The organism is Nonomuraea turkmeniaca (genome assembly GCF_005889735.1).
In the GTDB taxonomy this organism is placed as follows: domain Bacteria; phylum Actinomycetota; class Actinomycetes; order Streptosporangiales; family Streptosporangiaceae; genus Nonomuraea; species Nonomuraea turkmeniaca.
This window is the reverse complement of the sequence record NZ_VCKY01000114.1, coordinates 16904-33454: the sequence shown is the minus strand read 5'-3', so window position 1 is coordinate 33454 and position 16551 is coordinate 16904. Positions and strand designations below refer to the sequence as shown.

22 protein-coding genes are annotated in these 16551 nt (G+C 68.9%); 12 read left to right on the top strand and 10 right to left on the bottom strand.

Going from position 1 to position 16551, the window contains the following annotated elements:
- Nucleotides 1-160: 160 nt before the first annotated feature.
- From ETD86_RS29605 to ETD86_RS29585, 5 genes are all read right to left on the bottom strand, one after another.
- Nucleotides 161-550, bottom strand: coding sequence for a hypothetical protein (locus tag ETD86_RS29605; protein ID WP_138669560.1), 390 nt, complete (start codon nt 548-550; stop codon nt 161-163).
- Nucleotides 547-849, bottom strand: a complete 303-nt coding sequence (locus ETD86_RS29600; protein WP_138669559.1) for a hypothetical protein — start codon at nt 847-849, stop codon at nt 547-549. The genes ETD86_RS29605 and ETD86_RS29600 overlap by 4 nt, the downstream gene beginning before the upstream one ends.
- A gap of 702 nt (nt 850-1551) precedes the next feature.
- Nucleotides 1552-3669 carry a TerD family protein gene (locus tag ETD86_RS29595; protein ID WP_138669557.1) on the bottom strand — a complete coding sequence of 706 codons (2118 nt, stop codon included), beginning with the start codon at nt 3667-3669 and terminating at the stop codon, nt 1552-1554.
- Between the two features lie 13 nt (nt 3670-3682).
- Complete coding sequence (locus ETD86_RS29590; RefSeq protein WP_138669555.1) at nt 3683-3895, bottom strand: hypothetical protein; 213 nt, start codon at nt 3893-3895, stop codon at nt 3683-3685.
- A 75-nt stretch (nt 3896-3970) separates the two neighbouring features.
- Nucleotides 3971-4414, bottom strand: a complete 444-nt coding sequence (locus ETD86_RS29585; protein ID WP_138669553.1) for a hypothetical protein — start codon at nt 4412-4414, stop codon at nt 3971-3973.
- Between the two features lie 259 nt (nt 4415-4673).
- Here ETD86_RS29585 and ETD86_RS29580 point away from each other — a divergent pair, with 259 nt between their 5' ends.
- From ETD86_RS29580 to ETD86_RS29565, 4 genes are all read left to right on the top strand, one after another.
- Complete coding sequence (locus tag ETD86_RS29580) at nt 4674-5273, top strand: hypothetical protein (RefSeq protein WP_138669551.1); 600 nt, start codon at nt 4674-4676, stop codon at nt 5271-5273.
- A gap of 155 nt (nt 5274-5428) precedes the next feature.
- Nucleotides 5429-5956 carry a hypothetical protein gene (locus ETD86_RS29575; RefSeq protein WP_138669550.1) on the top strand — a complete coding sequence of 176 codons (528 nt, stop codon included), beginning with the start codon at nt 5429-5431 and terminating at the stop codon, nt 5954-5956.
- Between the two features lies 1 nt (nt 5957).
- Nucleotides 5958-6785, top strand: coding sequence for a hypothetical protein (locus ETD86_RS29570; protein ID WP_138669548.1), 828 nt, complete (start codon nt 5958-5960; stop codon nt 6783-6785).
- 316 nt (nt 6786-7101) lie between these two features.
- The gene (locus ETD86_RS29565) at nt 7102-7785 is read left to right on the top strand and encodes a hypothetical protein (RefSeq protein WP_138669546.1); all 684 of its coding nucleotides are present in this window, start codon (nt 7102-7104) and stop codon (nt 7783-7785) included.
- Between the two features lie 40 nt (nt 7786-7825).
- On the opposite strand, the gene ETD86_RS29560 is transcribed toward ETD86_RS29565, so the two are convergent.
- On the bottom strand, nt 7826-9061 hold the full coding sequence (locus ETD86_RS29560; RefSeq protein WP_246148395.1) for a tyrosine-type recombinase/integrase: 1236 nt from the start codon (nt 9059-9061) through the stop codon (nt 7826-7828).
- Nucleotides 9062-9191: 130 nt separating this feature from the next.
- On the opposite strand from ETD86_RS29560, the gene ETD86_RS29555 reads away from it, so the two are divergent.
- The 4 genes from ETD86_RS29555 to ETD86_RS29540 all read left to right on the top strand — a co-directional run bounded on the left by ETD86_RS29555 (nt 9192) and on the right by ETD86_RS29540 (nt 12013).
- Complete coding sequence (locus ETD86_RS29555; protein WP_138669542.1) at nt 9192-10379, top strand: coiled-coil domain-containing protein; 1188 nt, start codon at nt 9192-9194, stop codon at nt 10377-10379.
- A gap of 239 nt (nt 10380-10618) precedes the next feature.
- On the top strand, nt 10619-10990 hold the full coding sequence (locus ETD86_RS29550) for a hypothetical protein (protein WP_138669540.1): 372 nt from the start codon (nt 10619-10621) through the stop codon (nt 10988-10990).
- 231 nt (nt 10991-11221) lie between these two features.
- Nucleotides 11222-11701: a DUF6907 domain-containing protein gene (locus ETD86_RS29545; protein WP_138669539.1), complete on the top strand. Its 480-nt coding sequence runs from the start codon at nt 11222-11224 to the stop codon at nt 11699-11701.
- Nucleotides 11702-11719: 18 nt separating this feature from the next.
- Complete coding sequence (locus ETD86_RS29540; RefSeq protein ID WP_138669537.1) at nt 11720-12013, top strand: hypothetical protein; 294 nt, start codon at nt 11720-11722, stop codon at nt 12011-12013.
- 58 nt (nt 12014-12071) lie between these two features.
- Here ETD86_RS29540 and ETD86_RS29535 read toward each other — a convergent pair whose 3' ends face one another.
- From ETD86_RS29535 to ETD86_RS29525, 3 genes are all read right to left on the bottom strand, one after another.
- Nucleotides 12072-12356 (bottom strand): hypothetical protein, encoded by a 285-nt coding sequence (locus ETD86_RS29535; protein WP_138669535.1) that lies wholly within the window; start codon nt 12354-12356, stop codon nt 12072-12074.
- Entirely contained in the window at nt 12356-13531 is a 1176-nt protein-coding gene (locus ETD86_RS29530; protein ID WP_138669533.1) for a hypothetical protein, read from the bottom strand. The genes ETD86_RS29535 and ETD86_RS29530 overlap by 1 nt, the downstream gene beginning before the upstream one ends.
- Nucleotides 13532-13696: 165 nt before the next feature.
- Nucleotides 13697-14284 (bottom strand): hypothetical protein, encoded by a 588-nt coding sequence (locus ETD86_RS29525; protein ID WP_138669531.1) that lies wholly within the window; start codon nt 14282-14284, stop codon nt 13697-13699.
- 370 nt (nt 14285-14654) lie between these two features.
- On the opposite strand from ETD86_RS29525, the gene ETD86_RS29520 reads away from it, so the two are divergent.
- From ETD86_RS29520 to ETD86_RS29505, 4 genes are all read left to right on the top strand, one after another.
- Entirely contained in the window at nt 14655-14894 is a 240-nt protein-coding gene (locus ETD86_RS29520; protein WP_138669529.1) for a hypothetical protein, read from the top strand.
- 54 nt (nt 14895-14948) lie between these two features.
- The gene (locus ETD86_RS29515; RefSeq protein WP_138669527.1) at nt 14949-15575 is read left to right on the top strand and encodes a hypothetical protein; all 627 of its coding nucleotides are present in this window, start codon (nt 14949-14951) and stop codon (nt 15573-15575) included.
- A 165-nt stretch (nt 15576-15740) separates the two neighbouring features.
- On the top strand, nt 15741-15956 hold the full coding sequence (locus ETD86_RS29510; protein ID WP_138669525.1) for a hypothetical protein: 216 nt from the start codon (nt 15741-15743) through the stop codon (nt 15954-15956).
- Nucleotides 15957-16056: 100 nt separating this feature from the next.
- Entirely contained in the window at nt 16057-16260 is a 204-nt protein-coding gene (locus ETD86_RS29505) for an endonuclease/exonuclease/phosphatase family protein (protein WP_138669523.1), read from the top strand.
- Nucleotides 16261-16291: 31 nt separating this feature from the next.
- On the opposite strand, the gene ETD86_RS29500 is transcribed toward ETD86_RS29505, so the two are convergent.
- Nucleotides 16292-16534, bottom strand: coding sequence for a hypothetical protein (locus tag ETD86_RS29500; protein ID WP_138669521.1), 243 nt, complete (start codon nt 16532-16534; stop codon nt 16292-16294).
- Nucleotides 16535-16551 lie beyond the last annotated feature (17 nt).

Genomic DNA, 16551 nt, shown 5'->3' with positions numbered 1-16551 from the left:
CGTCAGCTGTGTAGAGGAGACAGGTACTGAGGGAGATGGGGCGGGCTGCGCGGCAGAAGGTCAGCGGGGAGACGGGAGCGTCGGCGCGGCGGGGGCACTGGATCCTCCGCCGCGCTGGTGGTGAGAAGCTCCGCGCCTCATCAGGGCGCGGCGCGCGAAGTTACGTGGTTTCGACCAGGCCGGCCGCGAGCCGGGCGATGTCGCTGTCCGGCCCGGCCTGGTGATAGATGGCGATGAGGCGTTCGACGACAGCCGGTTCGTTGTGGTGCGGGTCGATGCCGAAAGCGACGGAGTTGATCGTGTGTACGGCGTCGGCGCATGCCGCGCCCTCGTCCACGTACGGCGCGTTCTGATCGTTGGGAAGCGTGACGTCGGGGCGGAGGCCACGCATGTCGGGGGCGATGCGGTCGGCCAGGGTCCATCGCAGGTAGGCGCTCGGCCTCGCCAGGTCGCGCCGTTCCCATTGGTCGCTGGCGTCGAGGTGGGCGATGAGAGCGGCGCGGTCGGCGTCGAGGGGAACGAGGGCGGGGATGCTGTGGGGCAGGGTCATGCGTCGGCGTCCTTGGCGAGGTCGGCGTTGATGGCGGTCACGAGGCGGTCGATGATGGCGGCGGCCCCGTCGGCGAGGCGGCCGTCGGGGTGGATGCGGACGCCCGCGTCGGCGAGGTTGGCTTGCGTCAGCAGGATGCGGGAGCGGCCGTCGTAGCTTTCGTCGAAGGCGTCGTCCGGGGTCATGGCGGCAAGGCGGCCGTTGCTGCGCAGGACGAGCACGGACCGTGGGGCCTTACCGTCGCCGCCCGTGAGCAAGAGGGCTTTCGCGTGGTCGCGGGTGACGTGAGGGTTGGACACGGTCGATCTCCCTTCGGTGTCGAGGCCCACACCTTTGTTACAATTAGATAGTACAGGAGGGTTAATTATTTGGCGAGCTGGGGTCTAGCAGCGGGGGAGCGGTAGCGAAGATCAGTGCGTGGCCCTCCGGCGGCCACCTTCCCTGCTGCGGCCCCGCCGTTACTCCCGCGCGTCCTGGGGCGACATCCCGACATGGTGCTTCCTGAAGCCGCGGCTTGCCCCTGGCAGCTATCGCCAGGGACGCGGTGGCCGGCGCTCATCGTTCATGGTTCGCTGCGCGGGGCCAAGCATGGGCTGCTCGTGATCGATGATCCGCGCTGAGCGGGCTGCGATCCAGTACCAGGAGACGGAACCTTGCGGGGAATCGCTGCTCAGCCTCGGTGCGCGCCGCGCACGGTAACGATCATGCGCATGGCGCAAGGCATGAGGTTGGCCCCGCCGGGAGCACCGGGCAGCGGGAAAGCGAAAGGTCCCGAGCAACTTGTGCACGGGACCGGGCAGTCACGCTGACCAAGAGGAGAGCTCATGAGCTGGATGCCGGAAGGCCCCAAGGGCCTGCCTGGATTTGAACCAGATGAGAAGGAAGCCCATCGAATGGCCTCACAGTCAGAATGCGAGGGAAGCGGGAAAACTAGAGATCTTTTTCCAAAAGAGATGAGAAGGAAGCATCCCCATGGCCTCGCGATCTTTACTGTATCAGCTTCAGGCGGGAATCAGCTCATGGAGCGTCGACGGCGTGTACACCTTCGTGCCTTCCGGCAGATCGGCCGGCGCCTGCAGGCCGATGTACGTGGTGTGCTCACCGACCGCCCCCCTACGCTCCAGCAGGTCGACGAGGTAGTGAACCCGCAGGTAGTCACGTTCGACGATCGAGCGCACCAGCAGGCTCGTGCTGATCCGGTTGCCCTCCACCTGGTTGAAGTGGGGGCTGCCCTTCAGGTACAGGTGCAGCCACTTCACCTGCCAGTCGCCCTCCTTGTCGAGGAGGAAGGCCAGCGGCAGGGCCACACGCCCCGACCCACGCAAGTCCGACTTCATCCGCACCGTGCGCGGCTCGAACGGCATGCCGTCCTGTGCGGCCTCCCGGATCATGAACCCGAAGAACGCCTCGGCCGCCTCGTCGAACGCCTCACCCGAGTAGATGTTCACCTGCGGGATGATGATCGGCTTGGTGGCCTCCGCGAGACGGATGTTGATGAACTCGCTCGCGCCGTCGGTGGCGTCGGTGAGGTCGCCGGAGTACTCGGCGAAGCCGTTGCCGTAGTTCGTCCACGAGACGTGCTCGAGGTTGTCGTAGGAGGCGTCCAGCATGAGCGCCGACAGGTCGTAGTCGGTGCGCCGCTCCGCCTGACGCCAGTAGACGAAGAACCGCAGCAGTTCCCCATCCACAGACGACAGCGAGCCCCGCGGCAGCATGCCCAGGCCGGGCGCGACGGCCTTGCCCGATAGCGGGAGGGCGACGTCGAGCACCTCGGGATCGATGATCAGCTTGCCGAGGTCAGGCAGACGCCGGGCGATCTCCTCGTCGAGAATGGCCATCGCCCGCGACACGACGTCCTCGTCGATCGGGGTGCGGGTGTCGGACGTCACCCACGCGCGGCCGTTCCGGTTGGCGAACACGCGGCCCGCAGCCGGGGCGAGCCGGTTCTGCAGATGCTCGCGCAGCGACAACAGGACTCTGCCGGAGGCGTCGGCCGCGGCCTTCTCAGTGGCGCCGAGCACGGCATCGGGGGAGGCGCTGATGCGCAGCAGGTGGTCCAGACGGCGCAGCAGCGCGCCAGGCGCGTTCCCCAGGAGGTCGACCGCGTCGTCGGTGCGCCCGCTGGCCAGGGCCGCCTCCACCCGGCTGTCGAAGCTGCGCGCCTTGCGGTCGCCGCGTGCGACCTCGAAGACCTGCGCGGCCCGCGGAAAGCCCGGGTACTCGTGCGGGTGCAGCCGTTCGCCGAGCCGCTTCCACTGCTCCGGGTGCCGCTTCACGTCGCCGAGCTTGGCCGGGGACGCGACCGCGTCCAGGGCCTGAATGAGCGTGCGGCGCTCGGCCCGGCGGAACGCACGGAACCGGGTGGGCGTGGCCAGCGTGACGTCTCCGCCAGAGACTCCGCAGGCCACGCGCAACACGTCGGTCACCGTGTCCACGAGCAACGGCCGGCCGGTGACCAGGCGCTGCTCGTTGATGACGGCGCGGTTCTCACGCACCGGGATGCGCTCCGGCTCGACGTCGCAGAACAGGGTCAGCGACCGCAGCGCCGCCAGGTCCTCAGCCGACAGCGGCACCTCCGAGCCCGCGAGCGAGAAGTACAACTCGCGGGCCTCCGCCTCCAGGCTGCCGCCGAGCTCCAGCACGGTGATCCGGTCACCGGCCAGCGGGATCAACTCAGCGTGCGCGGCCAGCAGGTCGGCGTAGCTGTGCTGGTAGCGGCCGTACTCAGGCAGCGCGAGCAGGTTGAGCGGGCCCGGCTGGGCGACCCGTGCGGCGGCGACCGGGTCGAGCAGCGCCTTGCTGAGCAGGCCAACCCAGAACTCAACGGTGTCGGGCACGTTCCGGGGGAAGTTGAGGAAGTACGCGTTGTGCTGCACGTGGTCGCCCACAAGTTCTCGGACGGCGGCCAGGACCCGTACGCCGAGATCGATCGCGGTCTCGACGCGCAGGTCCGCCAGCCGCTCCAGCAGGGCTGCCGAGCACTTGAAGCCGACGCTCAGCAGCGCGGCGTCGAGCTGGCGCGCAGCGACCTCTCCCTGGCCAGGGTGGGAACCGGCCGGAGCGTCGCCGATGGGGACGCGCAGCCGGCGGGCGATGACGAGACTTTCAAGGTTAGCCACGTGGGGGGTCCTTTCACTGGTAGGGATCGAGATTAGGGACGAACTGGGAGAACCGCCGCATGAGCGCGTGGCGGTCAACGGAGGCGTCCTCGTCGTGGTCGTTGGCCGCGGCGTACAGGGCGGCGGCGAAGATGCCGGCCAAGGTGTCCTGCTCGTCGCCGTCGCGCGTGAAGTCGTTGATGGTAACGGGCGGCCGGGGGCCGCGCCGAGAGACGGGCACGCTCATGCGGGGCTCCTGGAGGTCGAACGGACGGGCTGGCCGGTCGTACACGGCCAGGCCAGCCCGTCATGGGGAGAATAATTAGAACGGCGCCGGGATGTGCCGCTCCCACGGGGTCTTGTACTCGGTCTGGGCCCACAGAGTGGGTCCCTCGTCGGCCTCGTACTTGTCCGCGAGCGCGTCAGCGAACTCCGCGCCGACCGGCATGCACCGGAGGCCGGGTGCCGGCGGATGGTCGTCCTCGGTGAGGACGTAGCGGGTCCGCTTGATCGTCAGGGCACGCCACCGGTCCTGGTCGTCAGTGGCGGCGCGCAGCGCGGCCAACAGGCTGGGAACCGCGTCGAGCACGTAGGCGACGTTCTCCCCAACCTTCATGGACTCCAACTGCGCGAGGCCGAGGGCGTGCTCGACCTTCTCGACATCGAGAGGCGGCAGCGGCTCCGGCTCTGGCGGCTCCGGCTCGTTCCTCGGGTCGTCCAGCGCCTTCAGATCGACGTCGGCGCCGTTCTCGACTTCCACGTGCACGCAGCTTCTCCGTTCTGGTGAGGGGGCCAGCAAGGGGATGGCGAGTCACGACAACAGCCATCCCCTGTGTGCGAGAAAAATAGTACAGGATAGTTAATGTCAAGGCAAGCCGGGAAGGCCGATGATCTCTCCACGGCATCAACACCCATTCTCTGCGGCCTCTTCGGCCGCTCGATCGAGAAGGCCGCGGCACTCCTTCGCATCCGTCTCCTGAAGGAGGAAACGGCACCTGGGCTTCCACGCCGTCGGCTTCGAGCTCATGGGCGCGGTCGTGCAGTTGCTGAAGCACGGTGTCGAACAGGTCGCTGGCGGTAAGGCCAAGGCTTTCGGCGTGCGCCACCAGGTCCTTGATCGCGGCCTCCTGCCCTGGCCCGCCGGCCGGACCGCTCTCGGCCGCCTTCGTGTGCGATCCGTTCTGGCGACCGGCGGCGATCTGGTAGATGCCCCACCCTGTGGATTCCAGCGCGGCCGCGTTGAGGACATCCATGAGCCTGCGCACTGCCGCGAGGGGAGTGTCGAAGGGCAGACGGAGGGCGTGAGCATTGATGCGCAGAGCGGCCCTCGCGCACACCTGCCGGATGTCCTCCTCGGTCATCTCATCGTCGGCGGGAATGCCAGGGTCGGGCACCGTGATAAGGGCGCCGGGGATCAGGTCCGCCTGGACGGCGTCATACTGGCGGATTCGCCCGTCGAAGGTGGTGCCAACCTGCCGCCACTGCGAACTGGCCTCGAGATAGGCAGTCAGAAAGGTCGCGTTGGCGTCGAACGGGACGAACGAGATGCTGGTCATGCGGAAGACTCTAGGACGAGAAGGATGGAAATCCGGGGTGACACCGGAAAGAGGCGGCGCGGCGCGTGATGCAGGAGGCGCGGAACCCCCTTGGCCACAAATTGAGTGTATAGGATAGTTAATATTGCGACAAGCTGATGGCGGCGCGAGGCCGTCATCGAAAGCAAGGAGAGCGCGGGACCCAATGGCTCGCGCCACATGCCTACTGGAAGGCCGCACCGCTCATGACGGAACCCGACCTGAACCCGGCCGCTCACGGCGCGGTGCTCGTCGATAGCGCCACCGGCAAGCAGATCCGCCCATGGGAGACGATCAACGACACAGCCGGCCGCCCATGCGTCATCCAGCGCATCGTGTCCCGCCCCGACGGCGACTTCGTCCTCATCTCCTTCCCCGGACACGCAGGAACCCATCTCGTCAGTCCAGAAGAGCTTGGCGTCCGAGTGGCCATGACCACCATCGAAGGCCTTCACCACTTCGACATCCCAATCGACGGCCAGCACCACACCATCAACCTGTCCGGCAAGCCCATCGACGTGACCGTCAACGAGGACCGCACCATCATGCACGTCGTCGCGGCAACCGATGCTCTCGACCCTGAGCGCGACCGCACCTTCAAGGTGTACTCCTTCCACCCCAGCATGCTTGGCCGAATGGAAGAGCTTCCGGCTGGAGAGGTGCCGCGCGGCGACACCGGCTTCCGCCCAGATCGGTGGGTGTTCGGGCTGTACGAACTGGTTAGGGGCCGTTGAAGTGACCACGCAGCACAGCCCCGGCATCGCCGAACGTGACTGGTGGCGGCATGCCACGGTGCGCACGCTGGCCGACGTGACCACCGGCAGCCCCTACGCCGACCGCCTGTTCCACCACCAGGTCGGCCAGGTGCTGAGCCTGTGGCAGTTCGGCTGGAAGGGATCGCCGATCGACACGACCACCTGGCACACGAGCACCGACGTGGATCTCACCAGTTTCCTGTTGGACGAGGCCGTGGAAGTCATCGAGATCCTCGAGGAGGTGCCGCCCCTGCTCGCCGACCTGGTGCAGCCGATGCACGCCTGGCTGGCCCGGCGCTGGGCGCGAGCTGCGGCGCTGTTCACGAGTGCCTCCAGCGACGCCGCCATGACACGCGCGGACTGGGTGATGCTGCACGATCACCGTCAGCAGATCACCCGGGACGTTCAGGATCAAGTAACCCGGCTACACCGCAGCAGCGGGCGGCCGGAGCCGGAGCTGCTGAGCCTGGCCGCCGACATCCTGGAGGAGGTCGTACGGCCGTGGGCGAACGGCTACCGGTGGAACGTAGACAGCGCGCACGCGGTCGCCGCTGATCTGCGGGCCCTGGCTGCCGGCCCTGCGGCGGCCGGGCATCTGAGGGAACGCCTGTGGGCTGCGGACGACGCGCTCGACACGGCACTGCAGGTGGACGGCGCGGTGGGCGTGGATGCGCGGCTGACGCCGCGTGAACGGCAAGAGGCGGGCGTACGGTTCGGCACACGCCTGGCCGCCATGCTCGACACCGAACCTGCCGCGCAGGCCGAGCCCGGCACAACGGCGGACCCAGCAAGTGGCGGCTCTTGCTGAGCGGAAGCAGGGCCTTGGCTGGCGGGGGACAGGCGGTCAACGGCGGCGCGGGCGTACGTTGCCAGCTGATCGATGCGGTCCGCCAACATGAAGTGCCTGGCCATGGCAGCCCGGGCGGTCTTGTGTGCCTGGATGCGCCCCGCCGTGGTGTACCGTGCCTCCAAGGCTTGCGTACAGCCTGCTCCGAGCGCTCCCGCCCACGCCGGGAGCTCGCGACGACGAGCGAAGGTCCCACCATGGATCGCGTTTCGGCGCAACACGTAGATCGCCATTGCGGGCTGCCATGCGTGGGACGACAGCCAGGAGACGATCTGCCGTGACCCACAACGCTAAGTTCAAGAAACGCGTCCGCGCGTTCGCTGACCAGCACAACCTCACCTACCAGCAGGCTCTTCAACATTTCAACCCCGACGGCACCGTCCGGCTCAGCCGACCGGCGGAGTGCATGGGCGATCACGACAAGCTTGTCTGCCCTTGTGAAGGATGCGAACCCGACCGCTACCGTTCGTGGCTCACTGAGAGGGCGCCGCGCCTGGCCCGTGCTCGCGAGGCGGGCGACCCCATCTACGACTTCGACCACGACGAACTCAACGAATACTTCGAGGCGATGGCGCAGTACCGGCAGCTGAAGGCCGCCCTGTCGCCCCTGGCGGAGACGCGGCTGAAAGAGGAATGGGCTCTGGCCCGGGACGGCGAATGGCCCAGCGGCTGGGAGTTCACGCTCATCATTCGCGACGCCTGGGAGCAACTCATTCTTCCGCTGGAGCGCGACTGCCTCCGAGCGGACCTGGCCGAAATGGTCAACCACATCGAGTATCCGCTGTCTGGCCGCAACGACAGCGGATACGAGATGGATGGTGATGGTCCCGCCAGCCGTGAGGACCTCGCCGACGAGATCACCCGGCTTGAGGAGTTGGCTGCGCAAGCGGCAACGATCGCCCGGCTGATCCGCGATCATCTGCAAGGGGGCTCAGCAGCCGCCACCGACGTTGTCACGTGACCACGACCGCCGCTGCGGGAGGCCAAGGACGGCGGGCTGATCACGTCCGAGCCTTCGTCGGTGGCGGGGACAGGCGGTCGACGGCGGCGCGGCGTACGTCCTCATCGCGGCGGTCGTAGCGGGCGGTGGTGACGGGGGAGGCGTGGCCGGCCAGGGCCTGGGCGGTGGCCAGGTCGACGCCGGCGTTGAGCAGTTCGCCGATGACCGTGCGGCGAAAGTCGTGCGCGGTCGGCCGGGCCGTCTTCGCCTGCTCGGCCCGCTCGGTGAGCATGTGGCTGATGGTCTGACCGGTCAGGTGATCGATGCGGCCGCCGGCGCGACGCCGGATGCGCTGCGGCCGCGGGGTGAACGGAGGGAACAGGCCGCCGGGCTCGCGTCCGCGCTCGGCCAGCCAGTCCGCCAGCCGGGCGGCCGCGCTGTGGGTGAGGAAGACGCGCCGCTCCTTGTTACCCTTGCCGCGCACGTGCAGCGAGCGCCGGACCGGGTCGTAGTCGCGCAGCGCGAGCCGGGCCAGCTCGGCCCGGCGCACGCCAGTGGAGTACAGGACCTCGATCATGGCCGCGTCGCGCAGCGCGGCCTGGCGCAGCTCGGCGCGGCGGGCCTCGTCGGGCTCGGGTGCGTCGAGGTGGGCGTCGCAGGCGTCGAGCAGGGCGCCGACCCGCTCGGGCTCGATGTGCTCGCCGGCCGGTTCGCGGGTGCCCTTGAACGGTCGGACGTCCGCGGCGCGGACGTGCTCCTCGGCGGTGCTCAGGCCCAGCCGCCACGCCCATGTGATCACCTGGCGCAGCGCGGTCAGGTGCTTGTTGCGATAGGTGTGCGACCACGGGCGTTCCTCGCCGGTCTTCGGGTCGCGGATGACCTGCTCGTCCAGGCGGGCGCGGATGAAGATGGTGTGCTCGGCGCGCAGCACGTGCCAGGGGAAGCCGAGCCCGGTCCGCGCCGCGGGGTCCTTCTCGCCGGTCTTCGGGTCGATGCCGTGGACGTCGTCGCCGAGCAGGAGCCGGGCGATGCGGTCCAGGCAGCCCTTCATGGTGGTTCTGGACTCGGCGCTGTCGAGCGAGTCGAGGTAGGCCAGGTACGGGTTCCGGTTCCCGACGGCCTCCGCCGCGGCGGGCAGCGTGCTGGCCGGCACGTCCGCCGGCAGCAGCTCGCCCGCCGGGCCCGCGCCGTCCGCCCCGTCGCCGGTCCCGGCGACCGGAAGCGGATAGTGCGGCGGATACACCGCGATCGGGGATGTTTCGGGCACCGGGTCAGGGTGCTCATGTGCGACGGCCACCGCGCGATCGTATCGCCTATTGACGGGAACCGCACTTCCCGTTGATAGATAAAGGTGGCTAGGCAAGCGTGTGAGATTAGCACGTTTGCTTTTAGTGTCAGAAGCGCACGTTTGTTGTATGGTCAGGCGTATGACCATGGACCCGGGTGATCACTCGCCGAGCAGCACGGATGGGCCGGACGACCTCGACGAGGTACTCACGGAGCGCGGTCGCGAGGACGATGCCGACCGTGAGCGGCCGGGCGAGTGCCCGTGCGGGAACAAGCTGCGTCCGCCCGCACGGCGTGCGGACGGCTCCCGCCACGGCGGCCGGCCCAGCAAGTACTGCTCCGCGGCGTGCCGCAGCAGGTTCCGGACCGGCCGCCGCAAGGCGCAGCAGCAGGAAGTGGCCGAGGCCACCCGGCGCGCGCTCGCGCTGGGCGAGCAGTATCTGCCGGCACTGGAGCAGACGCAGGAGTTGGGCGCCGAACTGCGCGAGCTGCTGCGCGCCATCACCGTCACCCAGGCGCAGATGCTCAAGGACGCCGAAGAGGACGCCGAGGAGGCAATCGCCACCGCCGAGCAGCAGGAGGCGATCGCGGCCGTCGCCGAGGTCGCCCGGGGCCGTGCCCAGGAACAGGCGGAAGAGGAGCGCCGCAGGCGCACCACGGCGGTGCGTACGCAGCACGAGGCCGAGGCCCGCGCCGCCGAGGCGAAAGAACGCGCCGACCAGGCGGACGAACGCGCCCGCGAGGCTGCCGAGCGGGCAGACGCCGCGCTGGAGAAGGAGCGTGAGGCACGCCGGGAGGCGAAGGAGGAGGGGGAGGCCAGGGTCAAGGCCGACGCCGCGGCGGAGGTGGCCCGGCGTGAACGCGACACCGCGGTGGAGGAGCGCAAGGCCGCCGAGCAGCGCGAGGCGGCGCTCCGCACCCAGTGCGACAACCAGGCGGCGCAGCTCAGCACGCTCACCGAGCACCTGCGGGCGGCCCGCGGCGAGGTCGCGGAGTTGAAGCGGCAGAAGGAGACCGAGACCGAGCGCGCGGCGAGCGCGGAGCGCCGCGCCGAGCAGGCGCAGGCCGACGCTCGGGAAGCCCGGCAGGAGACCAAGACCGTACGGGAGGAGCTCCGGGATGTACGTGCCGAGCTCAAGGACGTGCGCGGCTCCCTGGCAACAGCCGAGCGCGACGCCGGCGAAGCGGCGACTGCTCTGGCCGTGGCCCAGACCAAACTGGCGGAAGCCCAGGACAGGCAGCGCGACCTCGAGCGCCGCCTGGCGACCGCAGAACAGAAGGAGCAGCCCGAACGTACCACCGACACAGAAGCGCCCGATCGGCAGTGAGCCGCCCCTGCCGTCCCGCGCCAGCGACGCGCTACGTTGGGCAGCCGTCGTGTCGAGGGGACACGACAGTCGCATGACGACGCGTGCGACAAGCCCGGCGACGAAAGACGCACCAACCTGTGCGTTTGTCATGAGTTGCTCCCAGAACTGGGCCACCGGTCCGTCGCAGGGACCCTCGCGCCAGCGCTCGGAGGACGCGGGAAAGGCCTGGGCCAGGCGCCGCGGGCGCAGGTGCGAGGATGACGGGCATGACGCAGGAACCTGAGCAGAAGCCTGCCGGCCACGGCAGCGACTGCGGCCACCTATCGGTTAACGTCGACCAGCTAGTGAACGACATGATCGGCGGCCAGCCCGCGCACCGGCAGGCGTACCTGCAAGACGCTCGCACTCACTATGAGGCCAAGCTGCTGGCCAAGACGTTGCGCGCGGTCGACCGGGCGATGATGGCGGAGGGGATCGGACGGCCTGTGCGGGAGCGCATTATCGCCCGTGCCCTGTACGGAGGTCCGCTGACCCCGCAGGAGGCGGAGGCGCGTATGCGCGAGCAGGCGGGATGGCTGGAAAGCCGCGAGGAGGCGCTCCGCCAGCTTCGCCTGCCGGCGGGCGCGTAGCTCAGGGAAGCCCACATCGTGCAGGTGTCTCCTACCTGGACGAGACCCTCGACGGCTTCCCCGACCCCCAACGCCCCTGTCCTCTACGTCGAACTCGCCCCGGCCTGCCTCGCGTTCCTGAGCTTGATTGCGAGGTAGCCGGCGGAGTACCTCGACGCCAGGACCAGGCCAAACGCGACAAGAACGACGCCCAGTAGGCGACACCTGCCGCCCGACCAGGGAGGAAAACCAATGACTGTCCCGCACACCGCGAGCCCCTGCCCGCCCTGGTGCACCGCCGACCACACCAGCGACGACCACTTCCGCATCCACCAGAAGCAAGAGCACTGTGATCAAGGCGTACCAGGCCGGACTGGGCAACCCACCGTCCACGTCAGCCTCAGCCGCGTAGACGAACCCGAGCGGCGCGGCAAGACCCTCATCACGATTAGGCTCCTCGCCAGCGGCGACACCCTCCACCTCCCGCCGAACGACGCGCACACCCTGGCCGACATCCTCGACGCGCTCCAACCCGACTGCCCCAGCCCCACCGACGTCCTCTCCGGCAAGCTCAGCGAGGCCGCCGACCTCGCCGCCCTGGAGCAGGCCAAGCGCGATCAGCCGAACCTCACTCACGGAGGAGGGGGAAGGGGAACGAGACTGACGCTCCGCTGGTCGTCATGGCGCCGGAGCGCGACCGGGCCGATCGAGGGGGGCCTGGAAGTGGTGTGACGGCCGCAGGTCCACATAGTGTCGCTGCATGAGACAGGCAGCAGCTCTGGCGGCATGATGGGCCGCTACCTCGAAGGGCGCAACGGGCTGCGGGTCGAGCCGGTCGAGTTGACCTTGGGGAGCCCGCACCTGATCTTCGCCAGAATGCGAGAGCCGAACGCGCAGGTGGGAGAGGTCTGGTACAAGGTCACTCAGCACGGGCATGCGATCGACGTTCCCGGCTACTACCAGCTGCACGAGCTGCAGGCGATCGTTCCGCTGGCCGAGCTGTATGAGATCGACGACGCCGTCGGCGGCGAACAACCTGGCTGACCTGTCACGGACAGCGACCGTAGTGGCCGGGATCGCCGAAACGAGCAACTACCGTCCGTCACCCTCCCCGAGGGAGGCCGCGTCGGCGGCGCGGCTGCGGCCTGTCCGGCACCCCGTCCCCGGCGGGCTGGTCTACCCGCTCTGACTTCACCCGCTGCGGACGAGGTCCGCCGGGGACGCGCAGCACCGCGAACGTGAACCGGCCGCCGCCGCCACGGTGCTCAAGGCTGGTTGGGTCCTCCACAACGAGGTCCGGAGCGTGCTCGCGCAGGACCTCGATCACCCGCAACAGCACGGCCTGCGTCTCGGCCAGGTCGTCGTGCATGGCGCGAAACTGAACCATCAGGCGTGCACCTGCCCGGCGGTGGCAGGCTGGGCCCGGCCGATGGGGCCGCCTTCTACGGTCGCGTACGTCACGTGCCGGTCGCCCTGGCCCTCACGGGCGGGCACCGTGGCAGCCACGTCCGACCTCCGCAGACGCCCCGCGCCGGTCAGGGTCTCCAGCACACCGTTGGTGCCTGCGGCGGACCCGGTGATCGTTACCCGGACGGGGTCCCGCAGGCTGGGCTCCGCAATGTTGTTGCGGGGCGCGCCCATCCCTGGACGGCCGGCCTCCGATGTATCCGCGATCCGGCGCAGCAGCAGCCAGAGTCGGTCAGCCGTTCCCGGCGGCCAGGGCTGGCGCAATCTACCGGTGGCCGGGTCGAGCTCGCCGCGCCATTGCGCCACCCGCTCCTGCGCGGTGCCTGGCCACCCGTCGCGCTGAGGCGTCCGATCCGGCGTGTCGAGCCGCACGGGGGCGCCGAGCGTGGCCAGCCGTTCAGTCACCGAGTGGAGCGGCCGGTCATACCAGCCGACCAAATGGTGGCCGTCCAGGGCTGCGTGCAGCGCCGCGGCGCCTTCGGCCGCCGACACCGCCTTAGCCGGAGCGCCGGCGGTGCGCGGACCGGTCAGCCGTACCAGGACGTCGAGCAGCCGGTCCCCTGACCCGTCCACAGCCTGCACCCGGGCGGCCAGCGGCGGGCGGGCCCGCCCCGCCGGCGTGCGCGGAGCCTCGTGCACGCTGACCCACACCACCGCTGTGGCAGGGTCCTCCAGCAGGTCGCGCGCCCACGCTGCCAGCACCGCCCGGCGTTCACGAAGCTCGATCTGCTTGGCGACCAGGCGGGCGATGTGGCTGCAAGCAACGCACCGGGGCCTGAGCCCGCGCTCGGCCAGTTGCTGCTGGCAGTGGGCGCCGCAATCAGCGCACACATGCGCTGTGCGGGTCGCGCGCCGCTCGGCCGCGGCGAGCTGGCCGGCGGTGGCTGCGGTCGGCGGGCACTCGGCCACCCTGTACAAGGCGATGTCCCTGTCCTTGCCGCGCCAGTCCTCGCCTTTCACGTAGCCGGCCACCGGGCCGTCAGGGGTGCGCGGCAGGTCCGCTCCGGCGAGCTGGCTTCGGCTGGCCAGCTCCCACGGCACGTCCGACCAACGGTCGTAGTAGACAGGCGTCGACGTGATCTCGTGCTCGGCCATGCCGGCCTCCGTTTCGGGGCTCTCGGGATGGGGCAGCTATCCCGTGTCCGGGTGCCGTGTCGGTGCCGACCGTACGCCGATTGACAGGGACTCCGCAACTGGCAAAAAGTGGCCTGTACCAGTATTTTTAAGCCTGCAAGCTTGAACCGACCCAGCCGCCCTTGATCACTGGTCACCGAGCAGCAGTTGGAGCGACGCTCGCCAGATGTCGCCAGGGGTCGTGACCTGGTCGGCCAGCTCCTGGTATTCCCTCCACGCGGCCGGGTCGCTGCGCGGCGTGACGATCTCCGGATGGTCGTCGCGCCAGACGCGGAGAGCATCGATCGCTTCCTTGCTGGTGTGATAGCAAGCGGCGTGAACGCGGGTCGCAAGATCTGCGGGGATGCGGGCGTTGATCTTGACCGGCCAATGCTCGTGGAGACTGCCGGGCCATCGGCCTGACTTCGGCGCGTTCGCCGGCACCGGTGGCCAGTCGAGGTTCCAGCCCCGAAGCGTGAGTTCCGCCTTGACCGCGTGCGTCATGAGGGCATCGACGGTGTCAAGCAGTTCACCGCTTGCACGGAGATCGGCAATGTGGGCCCGTAGAGCTGCCCGAACCGTGGCGCGTTCGGCGGCCGGCATTCGGCGGCTGACAGCCCAGCGGGGGTCTTGCAGGAAGGCGCGGCGTCGTTCGACGTCTTGGGCCACACGCTGCCCCAATCGGTCGCGGAGTTCCTTGCTGATCCGCGGTGTGATCGACGTGTGGCCCGGCATAGTCCGAGACTTTCAGAAAACCAAAGCTCGCTGGCTTAAAATCAAGCCTGCAAGCTTAAAATCCGGCCGGGACGGATCCTTTTCCTCCAGGACGTTCAGCTAGTGTCGAAATCATGTTCGGTTCTCATGATGTGCACTGGCGGCAGGAGGCGCAACGAGCGCGGACCGTCCTTAGGGTCCTTACCGCGGCGGCCGAAACTATGCCGCAGTCGCTGCCTCACTTCGGCCGCTTCGCCGGCGGGATCGTGACGCTCTTGGAGGTCGCCGAGCAAGCCGAGGGCAAGCGCCTGCAGGAGATAGTCGAGCAGCCCGGCAGGAAGCCCGCGGCATCACCGAGAGAGAACTGCTGCAGCTGCTGTACCCGGATGCGATGCCGGAGGAAGAAGCGGACGAGGCGGCCTGGGAGGCATGGGCGCGGAGTATCCACGGACAGGCCGAGGTGTGGCGAAAGGTCGGTGTCGCGGATCTTGATCGCCAGTGGCGGCACGTCGCATGGGACATGATCCGCCTTGTCTGGGTCACTGCCTCCATGTCCGACGTCCGTCGATTTCTTCAACGGCTGGAGGTTCTTGCCGGCGACGGCCAGGAGAGCGGGGCGGCCGTGCGCTAGCCTGCGGTAGGTGCTCGCGGAGGCCGCGGCCCGCTCTGTCCCCCCGTCGAAGGGGTGATCGTGCCGGAGACGCCGAAAAACATGTCGCCCTGCTGGGTGTTGTACGCCCGCAGCGGGAACGCTGGGGCGGTGCGCGCTCACCTCGCTGAGCTGCGCGCCTTCGTTGACGGGGAGGCTGACGGCCGGACGGTGGCCGAGTGCAGCGATGTCGGCGAGCCTGGCCCGGGCCTGGAGGCCGCTCTCGCCTTGCTGCAGGCGGGTGTGGCCAGCCAGGTCGCAGTGAAGGGGATGCGAGCTTTCGGCTGGCAGGAAGAGCACGTTGCCAGCGTGATCGTGAGGATCGGCGAAGCGGGCGCCGGCCTGGCCGTCCTGGACGACATCCGGCAGGTGGCGTCGCCCGTGCCTGAGGACCTGAGCCAGCAAGTGCGGGATGTGTTCGCGTCCGCCGGTGTCGGCCCGGACCACCTGGGCGATGTTGCGCCGCTGTGGTACTACGACGGTGGGCTGTCGGTAGCGCGGGGGTACCTGCACGCGGCGCATGCCCGGCTCGGCAAGGCCGAAGCCGGCACGCCGCCGGGGTTCGGAGTGCCGGCGGAGATGATGCGGGCCCGTATCGAGGCCGCCCGCGCTGAGCGTGTCTTCGCCGAGACACTCCTCGAAGCGGTGAAGGAACAGGGATGAGGAACGAGGCCGCCGGCCACGGGCGGCTCAATATGAGCTGGCGGTGCTCAAGGGCAGCACCTACTCTTGATCGCGCCGTGAGGGGAAACCCCGGAGGCGGGTCCCTCTGCCTCTCGCGGCTCCAATTCTGACCCGCGACCTGCGTCGCGAAGGGATTTGACGACGATGACGTCTGAGCGCTTCCGTTTGAAGGTCGTCACGTACAACATCGACGGCCGTGAGGACCGTCACAAGGACGCTCGCCTGCTCCATCAGCTCCGCCGTCTGGCCGACCTTGAGCCACACATCCTCGGCCTACAGGAGTGCAAGGAGTGGCAGCGCGACGGATGGGCCACCCAGTACTGGGCCGAAGACATCCTCGGCACGCGGGTTCCGAGTTGAGTCGAACCATCACGGCTGCCATCTGCTGGTCTTCATCCGAGAGTCTGAAATACAAGCAGTTCAGGAACGGCACGACACGTCAGGCAGCTACTGGCACGGCGTGAACCATCTGGAGACCCGGATCCCCGGCCTGGGCCCGGTTCACGTGGTCAACACGCACCTCGCGCCCTCGGCCCCGGCTATTCGCGTCCAAGAGGCGCAGACGTTCGGCCTGTTCAAGCACCCCACGATCGCGATGGGCGACTGGAACGCCCGGGCGACCAACGACCCTGCCGTCCCGCCTACCCTCGAGCGAAGTTCGTGAGGGGAAACTCGCAGGGTGTCATCCTCGGGCTTCAGATCCCCGGCGGCTGCCGTGCCGGCGCGGGGCTTTCCCGGGCAATCCAGTCGATCTTGGGCTGGGCGAGGTCGGGGCGGTCGATTTCTAGCATCGCTTGCGCGTATCCGTAGGCCCAGCCCGCCATGAGGGCGGTCTGGGCGTCGCCGAGCGCCAGGCTGGCATCGCGCAAGCGTCGGAAGTCGGCATCGAGCGTCTCGGAGCCGGAGGGTTCGGTGGCTGGGGTGTCGGGCTGTGGCATGGTCACCATTGTCGCGG

Excerpts from the sequence above, each read along its gene's own strand:
- ETD86_RS29605 (WP_138669560.1), bottom strand. The coding sequence starts at position 550 with ATGACCCTGCCCCACAGCATCCCCGCCCTCGTTCCCCTCGACGCCGAC.
- ETD86_RS29590 (WP_138669555.1), bottom strand. The coding sequence starts at position 3,895 with ATGAGCGTGCCCGTCTCTCGGCGCGGCCCCCGGCCGCCCGTTACCATC.
- ETD86_RS29580 (WP_138669551.1), top strand. The coding sequence starts at position 4,674 with ATGGGCGCGGTCGTGCAGTTGCTGAAGCACGGTGTCGAACAGGTCGCT.
- ETD86_RS29575 (WP_138669550.1), top strand. The coding sequence starts at position 5,429 with ATGACGGAACCCGACCTGAACCCGGCCGCTCACGGCGCGGTGCTCGTC.
- ETD86_RS29555 (WP_138669542.1), top strand. The coding sequence starts at position 9,192 with ATGACCATGGACCCGGGTGATCACTCGCCGAGCAGCACGGATGGGCCG.
- ETD86_RS29550 (WP_138669540.1), top strand. The coding sequence starts at position 10,619 with ATGACGGGCATGACGCAGGAACCTGAGCAGAAGCCTGCCGGCCACGGC.
- ETD86_RS29545 (WP_138669539.1), top strand. The coding sequence starts at position 11,222 with ATGACTGTCCCGCACACCGCGAGCCCCTGCCCGCCCTGGTGCACCGCC.
- ETD86_RS29535 (WP_138669535.1), bottom strand. The coding sequence starts at position 12,356 with ATGGTTCAGTTTCGCGCCATGCACGACGACCTGGCCGAGACGCAGGCC.
- ETD86_RS29530 (WP_138669533.1), bottom strand. The coding sequence starts at position 13,531 with ATGGCCGAGCACGAGATCACGTCGACGCCTGTCTACTACGACCGTTGG.
- ETD86_RS29525 (WP_138669531.1), bottom strand. The coding sequence starts at position 14,284 with ATGCCGGGCCACACGTCGATCACACCGCGGATCAGCAAGGAACTCCGC.
- ETD86_RS29520 (WP_138669529.1), top strand. The coding sequence starts at position 14,655 with ATGCCGGAGGAAGAAGCGGACGAGGCGGCCTGGGAGGCATGGGCGCGG.
- ETD86_RS29510 (WP_138669525.1), top strand. The coding sequence starts at position 15,741 with ATGACGTCTGAGCGCTTCCGTTTGAAGGTCGTCACGTACAACATCGAC.
- ETD86_RS29500 (WP_138669521.1), bottom strand. The coding sequence starts at position 16,534 with ATGCCACAGCCCGACACCCCAGCCACCGAACCCTCCGGCTCCGAGACG.